Annotated in this window: 14 protein-coding genes and 1 riboswitch; of the genes, 6 read left to right on the top strand and 8 right to left on the bottom strand. The window is 50.7% G+C overall.

Annotated elements, in window-relative coordinates; genetic code table 11:
• Positions 1-64 precede the first annotated feature (64 nt).
• A riboswitch (guanidine-I (ykkC/yxkD leader) is annotated at positions 65-165 on the bottom strand.
• A gap of 227 nt (positions 166-392) precedes the next feature.
• From BCF53_RS09365 to bamJ, 7 genes are all read right to left on the bottom strand, one after another.
• Positions 393-1,454 (bottom strand): 6-phosphofructokinase, encoded by a 1,062-nt coding sequence (locus BCF53_RS09365; protein WP_132701469.1) that lies wholly within the window; start codon positions 1,452-1,454, stop codon positions 393-395.
• Between the two features lie 227 nt (positions 1,455-1,681).
• Complete coding sequence (locus BCF53_RS09360; RefSeq protein ID WP_132701468.1) at positions 1,682-2,638, bottom strand: D-2-hydroxyacid dehydrogenase; 957 nt, start codon at positions 2,636-2,638, stop codon at positions 1,682-1,684.
• Positions 2,639-2,650: 12 nt separating this feature from the next.
• Positions 2,651-3,094 (bottom strand): GNAT family N-acetyltransferase, encoded by a 444-nt coding sequence (locus tag BCF53_RS09355; protein ID WP_132701467.1) that lies wholly within the window; start codon positions 3,092-3,094, stop codon positions 2,651-2,653.
• A complete protein-coding gene (locus BCF53_RS09350) occupies positions 3,094-3,699 on the bottom strand; it encodes a flavin reductase family protein (RefSeq protein ID WP_132701466.1) in 606 nt (201 codons plus the stop codon). Before BCF53_RS09350 ends, BCF53_RS09355 begins: the two co-directional genes overlap by 1 nt.
• Before the next feature lie 127 nt (positions 3,700-3,826).
• On the bottom strand, positions 3,827-4,897 hold the full coding sequence (rsgA, locus tag BCF53_RS09345) for a ribosome small subunit-dependent GTPase A (protein ID WP_132701465.1): 1,071 nt from the start codon (positions 4,895-4,897) through the stop codon (positions 3,827-3,829).
• 495 nt (positions 4,898-5,392) lie between these two features.
• Positions 5,393-6,217, bottom strand: coding sequence for a mechanosensitive ion channel family protein (locus BCF53_RS09340; protein WP_132701464.1), 825 nt, complete (start codon positions 6,215-6,217; stop codon positions 5,393-5,395).
• A 170-nt stretch (positions 6,218-6,387) separates the two neighbouring features.
• A complete protein-coding gene (bamJ, locus tag BCF53_RS09335) occupies positions 6,388-6,867 on the bottom strand; it encodes a BamJ family beta-barrel-assembly machinery protein (RefSeq protein ID WP_132701463.1) in 480 nt (159 codons plus the stop codon).
• A gap of 170 nt (positions 6,868-7,037) precedes the next feature.
• Between bamJ and BCF53_RS09330 the strand changes: the two genes are divergently transcribed.
• From BCF53_RS09330 to BCF53_RS09310, 5 genes are all read left to right on the top strand, one after another.
• Positions 7,038-7,751 (top strand): glutamine amidotransferase, encoded by a 714-nt coding sequence (locus BCF53_RS09330; protein WP_132701462.1) that lies wholly within the window; start codon positions 7,038-7,040, stop codon positions 7,749-7,751.
• 95 nt (positions 7,752-7,846) lie between these two features.
• The gene (locus BCF53_RS09325) at positions 7,847-8,206 is read left to right on the top strand and encodes a BufA1 family periplasmic bufferin-type metallophore (protein WP_132701461.1); all 360 of its coding nucleotides are present in this window, start codon (positions 7,847-7,849) and stop codon (positions 8,204-8,206) included.
• A 1-nt stretch (position 8,207) separates the two neighbouring features.
• Positions 8,208-9,101, top strand: a complete 894-nt coding sequence (gene bufB, locus BCF53_RS09320) for an MNIO family bufferin maturase (protein ID WP_132701460.1) — start codon at positions 8,208-8,210, stop codon at positions 9,099-9,101.
• On the top strand, positions 9,101-9,865 hold the full coding sequence (locus tag BCF53_RS09315; RefSeq protein WP_132701459.1) for an HvfC/BufC N-terminal domain-containing protein: 765 nt from the start codon (positions 9,101-9,103) through the stop codon (positions 9,863-9,865). Before bufB ends, BCF53_RS09315 begins: the two co-directional genes overlap by 1 nt.
• Before the next feature lie 14 nt (positions 9,866-9,879).
• The gene (locus tag BCF53_RS09310) at positions 9,880-10,422 is read left to right on the top strand and encodes a DoxX family protein (RefSeq protein WP_132701458.1); all 543 of its coding nucleotides are present in this window, start codon (positions 9,880-9,882) and stop codon (positions 10,420-10,422) included.
• Positions 10,423-11,326: 904 nt separating this feature from the next.
• Here BCF53_RS09310 and BCF53_RS09305 read toward each other — a convergent pair.
• Positions 11,327-11,935 carry a Yip1 family protein gene (locus BCF53_RS09305; protein WP_132701457.1) on the bottom strand — a complete coding sequence of 203 codons (609 nt, stop codon included), beginning with the start codon at positions 11,933-11,935 and terminating at the stop codon, positions 11,327-11,329.
• A 671-nt stretch (positions 11,936-12,606) separates the two neighbouring features.
• On the opposite strand from BCF53_RS09305, the gene coxB reads away from it, so the two are divergent.
• The gene (coxB, locus tag BCF53_RS09300; RefSeq protein ID WP_341539412.1) at positions 12,607-13,743 is read left to right on the top strand and encodes a cytochrome c oxidase subunit II; all 1,137 of its coding nucleotides are present in this window, start codon (positions 12,607-12,609) and stop codon (positions 13,741-13,743) included.

The following is a 13,743-nucleotide window of genomic DNA, read 5'->3' as shown; positions in this document are numbered from 1 at the left end:
CTCACCTTTTGGGTTTGAGTTCACATTCGGTCTTCAGCGCGAGAGATCTGACCAACATGGTCTAGTCTCCCGGGCTTTTATCCCTCCGTGTGACCTCGAAGTGAGGTTGACAACTCTCGGACCAGTCACTGCAAACCTGCAGCCGGAACCCTAGATGTCTATTTAATAAATTGTGGTCATCGCAACCTGAGCGGCTGCGGAGATTACTCTCGAGCGACAATCAGCATTTAGCAACCAGTGTGCCAGTCAATGCAAAAAATCGCTAAGCGGTTGTTTTAACGCCGTCAATTTTAAAACCTGACCAAGCAGAAAAATTCAACGACGGTTAAATTTAAGCACCATTGAAGCACAGCAAGCAACCTGCCGCGCACTCCAATAGCGCAAATTTTGCGTTAGTCCGCAAAGCAAATACCGGTCTGTTTGGCCGAAACCACGGCCAGATGATCCTTCGGTACAAACTTGGTCTTACCGGCAACATCGGCCAGCGGCACGGCGATAACATCCAGGCCATGCGCCGCCACCAGCTGGTTGTATTCACCTTTGTAGAGCAACTCGGCGGCTTTCACGCCAAACTGAGTGGCCAGCACGCGGTCGTAGCCGGTTGGGCTGCCACCACGCTGCAAATAACCGAGTACGGAGACGCGGGATTCATAGTCAGAAATGGCATTCAGTTGCTCAGACACCCGGTGTGCGGCGCTGATGCCTTCTTTGGCGCGCTTTTTCTTGAATTGTTTTTTGGTCAGGTCGGCTTCTTCCATGGTGCGGGCCCCTTCGGCGACGACGATGACGCAGAATTTGGAATCGGAGCCCTTCATGCGTTTATCCACATGATCTTTCAGCTTGTGAATATCGTACGGAATTTCCGGCAGGATGATGGCATCGGCACCGCCGGCAATTCCGGCATACAGCGCCAGCCAGCCGGCGGAGTTACCCATAATCTCGGCCAGAATCACACGCTGGTGCGAGGCGGCCGTGGTGTGAATGCGGTCCACAGCATCGGTGCAGAACTCCAGTGCAGAGTGGAAACCAAAGGTGATATCGGTGCCGTAAATGTCGTTGTCGATGGTTTTCGGCAGGCCAATCACGTTCAGGCCGTATTCGGTAAGCCAGTAGCCGCGCTTATTGGTGCCGCCACCGCCGAGCACCACCAGGCAATCGAGGTTCCAGGCGTGGTAGTTTTCGACCATCTTTTTGACTTTCTCTTCGTCTTTGAACGGACGCTCTCGGGAGTTGCGCAGAAACGAACCACCCTCATGCAGAATGCCGGAAAAATCGGAGCGGTCCATCAGCCGGGCGTTGTTTTCCACCAGGCCTTTGTAGCCATCGTAGAAGCCGACAATTTCGATGCCGTAGTTATCCTGAGCCGCCTTGGCCAGCCCTCTTAACGCAGCGTTAAGCCCCGGCGCATCACCGCCTGCAGTCAGAACACCAATTCTTTTCGTTACCGAACTCATAAGCAAACCCTCTTCGACCTGCGGCAATAATGTGTACTCGTCAGATATAACGCTTAATGCGGACCTGTTCTAAAAGCATCATAGTCATTTACGTAGAACGCGCAAACCATGCGTTTGAAGTAACCGAATTGAAGTGCGGGCGAGACGGCCGCGGTCCGGGTGGCACTGGGAACGCGGGCGTCTCGCCCGCATAAAATCGGCAGTGGCTCAGCCCAGCCTTATCCGGCTCAGCAAATCCGCCGCAAATCACGGCCTTCGGCAAACGCAGTAACATTGTCGGCCACCTGATTCAGCAGCGTTTGCCGCGCTTCCTGACTGGCCCAGGCAATGTGTGGCGTAACAATTAGATTATGGCCGGCATAATCGAGCAGCACATTGCCGTTTTTCGGCGGTTCTTCAGTCAGCACATCGAGCCCGGCACCGGCAATCAGCCCCTGTTCCAGCGCGCTGACCAGATCGGCCTCATTGATAATGCCGCCGCGCGCGGTGCTGATCAGCAAGGCTGTCGGCTTCATCCTGCTCAGTTCACTCAGGGTGAAGAGGTTTTCCGTTTCGGCATTCAGCGGGCAATGCAGGCTGATCACATCGGCCTGTTCCAGTACCTGCTCAAACGCGACCCGGTTGCCCGCTGCCGGCTGACCTTTGCGCGCAGCTACCAGCACGTTCATACCCAAAGCCTGAGCGATCTGCTCGGCCTTTTGCCCCAAGGCGCCGTAGCCGACAATGCCAAAGGTCTTGCCGGCCAGCTCCATTGGCAGGTGCGAAAGCACACAGAACTGTTTCGAGCTTTGCCAGCTTTCGTGGGCAGCAACGTTGTTCGCAGCCAGCTTGTTCGCCAGCGCAAACATCATGGCGAAGGCGTGTTGTACAACAGAATCGTTGCCGTAACTCTGGCAGTTGTATACGGCGATGCCGTGTTCGCGGCAGGCGTCCAGATCGACATTGTTCACCCCGGTTGCAGCCACCACGATCTGCTTCAGCTTGGGCGAGCTTTCAATGACCTCGCGCGTCATCTGTAGCTTGTTGGCAGAGACAACGCTCGCATCTTTAATGCACTCAATCACGTCATCGGCGCTGACCGAGTTGTAAAACTGCCAGTCCGCCACCTGCTCAATATAAGAGAAATCGAGATCGCTTGGATGCAGGCTGTCCTTTTCAAAAAATACGGCTTTTTGTTTCGTCATGTCGTGGCTTTCTTATACGTCTTTGTTAGTGGAAGAGTTGAATGAAAACATACGCACTTCATCGCGCGCAAACCAGCCGTTGGCCTGATAAAACTGCTGCGCGTTGCTGTTTTCGTTCAAGACAAACAGATGAGTCTTGGCAATGCCCAAGGCGTTCAGAGCCTGAACAGCGGCATTCACCAACTGCTTACCAAGGCCGTGACCGCGATAGTCAGTACTCACCGACAAATGCTGAAGGTAACCCCGGCGGCCGTCGGTGCCGGCCAGAACAGCGCCGACTATACGGCGGCCTTCACCGTCCTGAACCACAAAACTCAGGCCCGGATTACGCTCCAGATAGTGGCCGATGCTCTGTTTGGAGTCGGCATCGCGCAGGCTCATGTTTTCGGTTTCTGACCACAGCGCAATGACATCGTCATAGTCTTCGATCGTCATTTCACGAATAACGACCGCCATCAGGAAGGCCTTTTCAGATCAAAGACTTCACCCTGCCGGGCATAGCTTTCGCCCCCCAGACGCGCCAATGGGCGAAGCTTCAATGGGTCGACCAGCTTTGTATCCGCATCCAAAATAGCGTCGTCCAGATAGGCCGCTGTCGCCTGACAATAAATAATGGCCTGCGGGCCGTCACCCAACTCATGGATATCGTAGAGTTTGCAGTCGAAGGCGATCGGGGCGGCATCCAGGCGCGGAAGTTCGAAGCCGGCATCGGTGATCAGATCCTGATCGATGTGCTCCACTTCCGACTCACCCGCAGCCAGTGTGCGTGCCGATTCATTCAATGGCCCGGCCAGCACATCACCCACGATATGAATCACGCACTGACCGGTGCGTTCAATATTTGCCCAGGTATCCTTCTTCGAGCCATCGCGTTTTTTCCCCGCCGAAAACATCATCAGCGGCGGCTCCGAGCACACTACATTAAAGTAGGAAAAAGGCGCCACGTTATAGCTGCCGTTTTCATTTTCAGTCAGCACCCAGGCGATCGGGCGCGGCACAATGGCGTGGGTAAACAGCTTGTAGGTTCGGGCTTTATCGAGCTGAGACAGATTAATATTCATACTGAACTCTCCATTTGGTTTTATCAGGCACAGCCTGTTTAGGCCTTAAGGGCACCCCTAAATTAAAACAGACCGCAAATAGCACTTCCATGTGAATCATGGCTGTTTTACGCTGGCAAAGGCTGTGTCAGCGCCAATCGTCCTTCATCTTCTTGTGCTGACGGGCAAACTTGCTGACCTCCTTACCCCACTGCTGCTTGGCCTTTTTACGCTCTTCCCGGCTTTTGCTGGCCAGTGCGGCCTCAGCCGAAAGCTTGCTGTAGTTTTGCCAGCGGCGCAGGTCGAGCTCGCCACTGGCAATGGCGGCCTCAATCGCGCAGCCCTTGTCTCCCTGATGATGACAATTGCTGAACCGGCACTGCCCCATCAGCTGCTCAATATCGTCGAACAGCTCGGCAATGCCTTCGGCGTCTTCTCCCAGCCTCAGTTCGCGCATGCCGGGGGTATCGAGCACCCAGCCACCGCCGGGCAGTGCAAACATCTGCCGCCCGGTTGTGGTGTGACGGCCCTTGGCGTCATCTTCACGAATATCCTGCGTGTGCTGCGCCGCTGTACCCAACAACGCGTTAGTGAGTGTGGACTTACCTACCCCGGAAGAACCGACAAACGCAATGGTTTGGCCCTTACCAAGCCAGCTGCCGAGCTGATCTGCAGCCTTTGCATCCAGCGCATTAAGCACCACCACCGGCACGTTGGAATGAATAGACTGTGCCTGCTCGCGATAGCCTTCGGCATCCTCAGCAAGGTCTGCCTTCGTCAGTACAATCACCGCCGGGATATGCGCCGACATAGCCAGGCTCAGGTAGCGCTCCAACCGGGACAGGTTGAAATCCTGATTGCAGGACGACACCAGAAACAGCGTATCGATATTGGCCGCAATCAACTGCGCTTTCGGCTCGGTTCCGGCGGCGATGCGCTGCAGCAGGTTTTGCCGCGCCAACAGCTTTACCGGCCTGTGCGTTTCCATCGCCAGCAGCAGCCAATCGCCCACGGTGGCCCGCTGTTCCGGTTCGTCGGCGTCCAGAATACCGGTGACCGGTATATCCAGCTCGCCCTGTTCACTGAGCACATGGATACGGTCGCGGTAAACCGCGCTTACGCGAGCCGGAAAGCATTGTTCCAGCTCTTCAAAGCTGAGTTGTTGCAGCCATACCGGGCGCCAGCCAAGTTCGGCCAGAGTAAAAGTAAAATTATTCAATGGTAGAAACCCTTCATTCAAAAAATGACAGAGGGTTATGTGATTAACAGACGTAATAACATGACCCGGAAATTACCTTATGGCAGGTAAGCCGGGCGGCGTGTGCGGCGAATTTGAGGAATTAAAGCGTTGAGTTAGTCATTAAAACCAAAATTGCTAAACACGGCCAGCCGGCGCCAGTTGAGTGAATACAATCATGAAAGATCCTCTTAGTTATCGGCTGGAAACGTGAGCAGTTTGGTTGATGTTTTTGGTTCTTGCAAGCTACTTTGCCCCCCTCGGAAGGAGTAAGGCAGATCAGGGGTTCGCAAAATACGGGCATTTGAAACATGGATGTTTCAATTGAGCCCCACGGATGGGTTCACTGCGTCCCGGATTTTGCGAACCCCTGGTCTGCTTTACGTGTATATCCAAAGAAACCAGAACAAAAAAACGGCGAAAGGTCACCCCATCGCCGTTCTTAAATACACTCAGTTAGCTCACTGATTACAGGTGTTATTTAACCTGATTAACATGCACATCCATTTGTGGGAACGGAATAGAAATACCTTCTTTGTCGAAGCGCAGTTTCACTTTTTCCTGCATATCCCACAGCACTGCCCAGTAATCGCCAGACTTCACCCAAGGGCGAACAACAAAGTTCACCGAGCTGTCGGCCAATTCGCTTACCGCAACAACCGGTGCCGGGTCTTTCAGAATACGCTCATCGGCCGCAACCATTTCCATCAGAATAGATTTCGCTTTCAGCAGGTCGCTGTCGTAGCCAATACCGAACACCATATCAATGCGGCGGGTATCACGCGCTGAGTAGTTAGTGATGGTGCCACCGTAAATGCCGCCGTTAGGAACGATCACTTCTTTGTTGTCACCGGTGCGCATAGTGGTTGAGAACACAGTAATGGTCTCAACAATACCGGCAACGCCGCCTGCTTCAACAAAATCGCCAGCCTTGAACGGACGGAACAAGATCAGCATCACACCAGAAGCGAAGTTATTCAGCGAGTCTTTCAACGCCATACCGATGGCTAAACCGGCAGCACCAATAACAACACTGAGCGAGGTAGTATCGATACCCAACTGGCTTAACGCCGCAATGATCACGAAGATGATCAGAATTGCCTTCACGATACCCGTCAGGAAGTTCGCCAAAATTTCATCAACCTTGGCTTTAATCAGCATTTTATTAACAAGTTTGGCTAATGCGTTGGCGATCCAGCGACCAACAATAAATATGACAATAGCCATCACAAAAGAAACGATGTTTGCCTGCAACCAGGAGACTGCAACATCCACTAAACCTTCAAAAAAACCAGCTTCCATTTTTCATTCCTTGCGTTTTTGAATTTACAGTGATCATTTGACTTAAATGCTTACCCGACTGGGTATAAGAAAAACTGATCTCACCTTTAAAGCATTCTTATATTACAAAATACTGACATTACAATACAGCGGTTTTATGCCGCGTTACTGCTAAAGACTGAGGCCGCCGACTACTGGCTGTCTATGCCCAGAAGCTCAACTTCAAACACTAAGACCGCACCCGGTGGGATTTTCCCGGCAGAACGGCGGCCATAAGCCAGTTCGTTAGGGATCACAAAGCGAGCCTTTTCACCGACAACCATGAGCTGTAAACCTTCGGTCCAGCCTGGAATAACCTGTTTTAAAGAGAAGCTAATCGGCTCACCACGCGCAACTGAAGAATCAAACACAGTTCCATCAATCAGTTGGCCCTCGTAATGAACGGTGACCGTATCATCCGCACTGGGATGAACCTCGCTGTTTCCCTGTTTCAGAACTTCATACTGCAGGCCGGACGCCGTTGTAGTGACCCCGACCACCTGCTTGTTCTGCTCCAGATACTTAGCACCTTCTTCCAGATTAACCTGCATTGCCTTGCCACTGCCGCCACCCCGCTTCACCAGAAACAGGGCAACAACAACTACTATAGCAACCAATATTAACTTCGACATACTTCCACCTCGTAATTCGTTGGCTGGACATGTTACTCAATGTTTTGAGTGCTTAACAGCAGAGCCTTTACATTGAAAACGCAGACAGCTTCAGGGATAGCGCTTATGCTCGCAGCCATAACAGATACCCAACACCGATGATGTGAAACACCTTTGGGGACGCACCTGAAATGTCAAAAATCTTTATTCTTAAAACCGGCGCCGCACGGCCAAACATCACTGAAAAGCATGGCGATATGGACCAGTGGATTTACCAGGGTCTGAACAGTGAACAGGTAGAAATCCGCAATGTACTGATGGGCGACGCCCTGCCCGAACTGAGCGAATGCGCCGGCGCAGTTATTAGCGGTTCGTATCATATGGTTACCGAAAACCTCGACTGGAGCCTGCAACTGGAAGACTGGGTACGCCAAGCCATTAGCCGGGAAATTCCACTGCTGGGTATTTGCTACGGCCATCAGCTGATTGCCAAGGCAACCGGTGGTGACGTGGGCTTTCACCCCAACGGTGTCGAGATTGGCACTGTGCAAATCAACAAAACCAAACTGGCCGAAAGTGACAAACTGCTCGCCCGTCTGCCGCAAACATTCAGCGCGCACGCAATTCATTATCAGAGCGTGCAGAGGCTGCCGCCCAATGCTGTTCGCCTGGCTGAAAACAGCTTTGAGGCCAACCATTCGTTTCGTATTGGCCGTTGCGCCTGGGGCGTGCAGTTTCACCCGGAGTTCAATGACGACATTATGCGCATGAACGTTCAGAACCTGAAAGAAACTCTGGAGCAATCCGGTTTGAATACCCACCAACTGCTGGAAAACATTCAACCGACACCCACGGCCGCGGGTGTTCTGGCAACCTTCGCCGAGTTAGTCTTCGAACAGCGCTGAAAAAATTAAAAACACGCCCGCTGAACTTTTCAAAATCCTTCCAGTCTTAAACTTGCAACACAACATAACTTTAAAGACTGGAAGGAAAAGTTCATATGTCTACCCAATCAAAAATAACTAAATCTCTTTTAGCCGGTGCCGCACTGGCAGCCATTGCAACAACTTCCGTGGCAAAGCCGAACAGTCAGTTGTCGGTTTCTGAAATGGCACCGGCCGAAACAAAAGCAGCGTTAGAAAGTTGGTTTGCCGGCGATACCTTGCGTGGCCGCAAAGATAAATGTTACGGCATCGCACTGGCCGGAGAGAACGATTGTAAAGCCGGTGCAGGCACCAGCTGTCAGGGCACCTCAACATCCGACTTCCAGAAAAATGCCTGGACTTACGCACCGAAAGGCTCTTGCGAATTTATCGTAACACCGCACGGCAACGGCTCGTTAACAACAATGGAAGGCTAATATGCACAGCACGGCCCACCCCCAGTTTGTTGCTGCCGACATGACCGGTGGCATTGGCTTGAAATCCGGACACTATGAAGATGTGCTCCGACTGTATGCTGAAAATACTCAGCCCGAAGGCTTATGGTTTGAAGTACATACAGAAAATTATTTTGTCAGCGGTGGGCCGCGGCTCGATTATTTACAAGCATTTCGCGAGCTTGCGCCCATTACTTTTCACGGCGTCGGTGCATCGCTTGGTGGTGAAGCATTGCCGAACAAAGAGCACCTGAAACAGGTTCGCGACTTGGTAAAAAGATTTGAACCCACCCTTGTTTCAGAGCATGCAGTATGGTCGCAGGCAGGTAATCATTATTTCGCCGATCTGTTACCACTGCCAAGAACCCAGCAATACTTAACGCAGCTTATTAACGGCATCGATGCCTACCAGAGCGGCATTGGCCGAACGATTTTAATCGAAAACCCAACCAACTATCTGGAATTTAAAAGCGATATGGATGAGCCGGAATTTTTGGTTGAAGCCGCACTAAAAACCGGCGCCGAAATTTTGTTAGATGTAAACAATCTTTATTTAACCAGCCAGAATTGTGGCATTGATGCCATCGATTATATCAACCGAATTCCAAAAGATTTAATCGGTGAAATTCACATTGCCGGCTTCAGCCTCGACCCGTCACTCGGTAAACAATTACTGATCGACAGCCACGATGAAAAAGTCTCCAATGATGTCTGGAACCTGCTGGAAGCCACCCTCAATCGCTTTGGTCAGACACCGGTTTTACTCGAGCGCGATGGCAACATTCCGCCCCTGATTGAACTGCTTCAGGAACGAAACCGGGCGCACCAACTGCTGCAGGCCACGCAACCGGAACAGCTGAATAGAAGGATCGCGTGATGAGTTTTCAAAGCGATTTTGCTGAATACCTGCGCACCGGCAAGCCTCAACAATTACAGAATTATATCGACGGCGATTACAATGCCAATATTCTCGCCGTTTATCGCAACGGCTTCTATAAAGCCTGCGTAGCCGCATTAGCCGCTAATTACCCGGTCACAAAAATTTTATTTGGTGAGCCACGCTTTAATTTTTTAGCGCAGCGCCATGTTGATTTACATCCGCCACAACAGGGCACACTGGTCGGCTACGGCGACAGCTTCATTGAAACCATAAAAGCGTTCTTCGCCGAACAAAATGAAGACCTGCCACAGGCCTATGTTGATATCGCCCTGCTCGACCGAACCTGGCTGAGTTGCCTGAACGGCGCCGACGACGATCACCGCCTGAGTGTCGAACAGATTCAGCACCACGCAGCGCAGGGCCAGGATATCGAAAACATCCGCGTTAAACTCGCCGCCAATGTATTCATGCACAGCATGGAACCACAGGCCTTTAACTTCTGGTACAGCAGCCAGCACCCAGGCCAAAACCATGAAGCAACGAACCTGCCGCAGCAGACCCAGCTATTAATCTGGCGCGCAGCCGGCCGGGTACAGGTACGGGAACTCAACCCGGCGGACTATTGTTTTTTCAGCCAGGTACAGAAACAAAAAACCCTCGGAGAGGTGATTGCAACCACCACAACGCGCTTCCCCGACTTCGATGTTGAAGCCTGCTTTGCGGCCTGCCTGCAGAACGGCCTACTCAGCCAAACTCACTGAACGGAGAGCCGACCATGGCGCTGCTAACAACAATCACCCGCGCACATAACTCAGTTGCCGGTTTACTGAACCGCTATCTGGAACCGATAGCACTGCTGCTGATGCGGCTAACCGTTGCTCATGTTTTTCTGACATCCGGCTTAGCAAAATGGCAGAGCTTTGGAAAGTTTGATAGCACCAGCTACGATTTATTCCTCTACGAATTTTTCTGCCCCGACCCGGTTCGCGAAGGCGCGCTGCTGCTCTGTAACCCGGAAACACTGGATTACGACAGCGACCTGATGATCCGCCTGGTCGAGTTAATGGCACTGGCCGCCGGAATCATGGAAGTTGTTCTGCCACTCCTGCTCATTGCTGGCCTGTTCAGCCGTTATGCCGCACTTGGGCTGCTGGCCATGACACTCTTTATTCAGTTTGCCGTATTCCCAAGCTGGGATCACTGGGTGAACCCGGCATCCTGGTGGGCAGTTACCCTGCTGATGATCGTTGCACGCGGAGCAGGCAGTTTATCGCTGGATAGATTGGGGAAGCGTTGGGGGGAGAGACGTGAGATGTGAGATGTGAGATGTGAGATGTGAGATGTTAGATGTGAGATGTGAGATGTGAGATGTGAGATGCTAGATGCTAGATGCTAGATGCTAAAAAATATGACATAGATCGGCTGATGTCTCAGCCGATCTGTAAGTATTCTTAGAAAAGATATTACTTGATAATACCGATTACAGACCAAGTGATTGGCTGCATGATGATCGGCTTATTCTCAGGCTTGTTTTCGTTTTTTTGTTTTTTTGCCATTTTCTTAATATTTTTCATATCAAAGTCCTCAGGTTGGTTTCTAAAGCGAACCAATACCTAAAGTGGCAATGGTGCTTTAGACTTTTAAGTTAAAGTTCATAAAGTTGCACCTCTTCAGTGGGAGCTCAATTTTCATCTTGGTTTTTTTAAGCAGATTCACTGCATAGATTGCTCAGCAAAAATTAATCCACTTTTTAAAAAGCATTTAAATTCAATGCCTTTGCTATGAGTAGCCAATCCTTACTGCTTCAGCTTTGCGCATTGGCCATCAGCAATGTACCAAGTTCGTGCAAAACTGCTCCAGATCAATCAACTGGATGGCAAATATGGTAACACAGCAATATGAATAAAAGACTTCAAACCCCGTCCGATACCCTAAAAAACAGCAAAAAAGTGTTAAAAATATGCTGCGAAATTACGCTAATGACGAATATGTCGCACATGGCAAAATTAGACTGACTCATGGCGCCTTCAAACTCAGCTAAACGCCAACGAGCTAAAGCCGCTGGCGGGCCTACCCAAGCGGCATCTAATAAATCGGGCAAATTGCCCATACAAGGTGATTAAGAAGAAATAAGCCGGGAAAGCACAGAAACAAGGCTGACGACGCTCGCGCCCCCAGCACACAGATTGGCTCACGACTAACCCACAGGAGCGTTGGTATCACTAGCCAGTAACATAAACTGGGCCTGCACCAATCGTCCACAGAATGACGGTAATCGCCAACAGTGAAACGAACATCACCAAACCAACGGTGACGATAGCACTGGCAAAAACAAAGCCCTTCTCTTTGGGGATGCTCATCAGAATAGGCACACCTTCATACAGCAGGTAAACCGCATAGGCGCACGCGACCAGGCCAACGATAATATCCACCCAAAGCACCGGGTACAGCGCAAACACGCCGCTAATAAATAAGGGCGTTGTGGTATAGGTGGCCAGCGCGATCCCGCGCGGAGTGTGGTCGGCTTCCTGGTAGGTAATGCTCAGAAAATCAATAAACTTTCCCAGCACCACAACGCCGACAATCATCGCACCGTAAAACAGGATGCAAAGGTACAGCGCGCTTTCGGTGGTTAGCTTATAAACCGCCTCACCACTGCCAATACTCCAGCCAATCTGAGTAGAGCCCAGAAAGCCGCATACGGCAGGAATTAACGCCAGCAACAGGGTGTGAGGAAGGAAGTGCTTACCCAGTGTGTTAGGTTCTTTTCGTATTGAATCCCATTCATCATCCGGGTGGGTAAAAATGCCAACTACATGGTTCAGTATCATTTCGCTCTCTCCGTTTTTCCATTTTCACTAATGGCCAGGAAGCACCAGAAAACTGTTTTTTACCGCGCATAAATTGCCCGCATTAATTATTTTTCAGCAGTATAGGCGCGTATTTTAAAACGCCGCAAGCCAACGCTTTTGGGTAGTTTTAATGCTTATTTAACCTCGTGCAGCGGTTGAAAATAAAATCAGTAACAAACAAGACCGCACAATTTATTTATTTTTCAGCAGGTTAACCGAAGAAAAGAAATAAAAATTAAATAACCAAAACTCGGCAAAAATAGCATTCAGTTATTAAAAAAAACTTTATATGCATTGATAGTTAACAAACCCTAATCACCGCAGCATCAATTAAATTTTATAAATAATTATTCTGAATAAATTTTTAAAATGCTGACTAATGATTTCCAACGCGCGTTGAAATTTTGTTAGAAAAACCTTTCTTACTGCATCTTATTGTTTTTATGAGGTTTTATTTTTTCACCTTCGTATATATAAATTTTACCTGTTTTACAGTGTTTGTAGTTTCATTTTTTTACTGCTAAACATTAATCGCAAGCATCAGGAGCAAAAGCGAGCCAGGGCTCACTTGGTCTTTTGATCCTGCTATAAAAATAAAAAATGGCAGAGGTACTTTAATGTCAGCCAGGATGCAAAAAAGTGCTTTAGCAGTGCTCGCAACTTATTTATGTGCACCCAATCTGTTTGCCGAATTCCGCGTCAATATGCCTGAAGGCGTTACCCGCATCAGCGAAGAAGTATACTCGTTGCACATGCTGGTCTTCTGGGTTTGCGTGGTCATCGCCATTATTGTTTTCGGTTTAATGTTTTACGCCATTATCAAACACCGAAAATCGAAAGGTGCGGTCGCTAAAAACTTTCACGAAAGTTTAAAGGTTGAAATTCTGTGGACGGCGATTCCGGCCCTCATTGTTTTTGCACTGGGCTACCGTGCCTTTTTCACGCTGGAAAAAATGTACGACTACGATGACTCAGCGCTGACGGTAGAGATCGTCGGTTATCAGTGGAAGTGGCGCTACAGCTATTTAATGGACGACGCCGCCAAAGAAGACTCAGCGCAAGGCACTCAGTTCCCGGTCAGTTTCTTTTCTAATTTGATCACACCGGAAAGCCAGATCAACAATACCGAAGCCAAGGGCGAACACTATTTATTGGAAGTGGACGAGCCGCTGGTGCTGCCCGTAGGCAGTAAGGTGCGCTTCATTTTAACCTCGGCGGATGTCATTCACAGTTGGTGGGTGCCGCAGCTGAGCGTTAAGAAAGATGCCATTCCCGGCATCGTCAACGAAGCCTGGACGCTGATCGAAAAGCCCGGCACCTACCGTGGCCAGTGCACCGAGCTGTGTGGCAAAGGCCATGGCTTTATGCCGGTTGTGGTGCAGGCGGTAAGCCAGACCGAATTTGACCAATGGATGCTGGGCAAGCAGGACGAAGCCCGCCAGAAGGCCTCGCTGAACGTTAAAACCTGGACCATGGGCGAGCTGATGGAAACCGGCGAGCGCGCCTACAACACCTATTGCGCGGCCTGCCACCAGGCCAACGGCGAGGGCCTGCCACCGGCCTTCCCGGCGCTGAAGAACAGCGCCATTGCACTCGGCCCGGTGGAGGCACACCTGGATATCGTCATCAACGGCTCGCGGGTTAACCCGGCCATGGCCGCTTTTGGCGCGCAGCTCTCTGCTGCCGAGATTGCCGCCATTATCACTTACGAACGTAACGCCTGGGGCAACAACACCGGCGACATGGTAACCCCGCAGGATGTCAGCAACTTTGGCAGCAGCCAATAG

The sequence above is a fragment of the Reinekea marinisedimentorum genome, assembly GCF_004341165.1.
GTDB classification, from domain to species: Bacteria; Pseudomonadota; Gammaproteobacteria; order Pseudomonadales; family Natronospirillaceae; genus Reinekea; species Reinekea marinisedimentorum.
Note: the sequence above shows the minus strand (reverse complement) of the source record. Positions and strands in the feature narration are given on the sequence as shown.

Bases quoted from the DNA above. Each gene is read 5' to 3' on its own strand.
- BCF53_RS09315 (WP_132701459.1), top strand. From the start codon at position 9,101: ATGAGTTTTCAAAGCGATTTTGCTGAATACCTGCGCACCGGCAAGCCT.
- bamJ (WP_132701463.1), bottom strand. From the start codon at position 6,867: ATGTCGAAGTTAATATTGGTTGCTATAGTAGTTGTTGTTGCCCTGTTT.
- BCF53_RS09325 (WP_132701461.1), top strand. From the start codon at position 7,847: ATGTCTACCCAATCAAAAATAACTAAATCTCTTTTAGCCGGTGCCGCA.
- BCF53_RS09305 (WP_132701457.1), bottom strand. From the start codon at position 11,935: ATGATACTGAACCATGTAGTTGGCATTTTTACCCACCCGGATGATGAA.
- BCF53_RS09340 (WP_132701464.1), bottom strand. From the start codon at position 6,217: ATGGAAGCTGGTTTTTTTGAAGGTTTAGTGGATGTTGCAGTCTCCTGG.
- bufB (WP_132701460.1), top strand. From the start codon at position 8,208: ATGCACAGCACGGCCCACCCCCAGTTTGTTGCTGCCGACATGACCGGT.
- BCF53_RS09330 (WP_132701462.1), top strand. From the start codon at position 7,038: ATGTCAAAAATCTTTATTCTTAAAACCGGCGCCGCACGGCCAAACATC.
- BCF53_RS09360 (WP_132701468.1), bottom strand. From the start codon at position 2,638: ATGACGAAACAAAAAGCCGTATTTTTTGAAAAGGACAGCCTGCATCCA.
- BCF53_RS09355 (WP_132701467.1), bottom strand. From the start codon at position 3,094: ATGGCGGTCGTTATTCGTGAAATGACGATCGAAGACTATGACGATGTC.
- BCF53_RS09350 (WP_132701466.1), bottom strand. From the start codon at position 3,699: ATGAATATTAATCTGTCTCAGCTCGATAAAGCCCGAACCTACAAGCTG.
- BCF53_RS09310 (WP_132701458.1), top strand. From the start codon at position 9,880: ATGGCGCTGCTAACAACAATCACCCGCGCACATAACTCAGTTGCCGGT.
- BCF53_RS09365 (WP_132701469.1), bottom strand. From the start codon at position 1,454: ATGAGTTCGGTAACGAAAAGAATTGGTGTTCTGACTGCAGGCGGTGAT.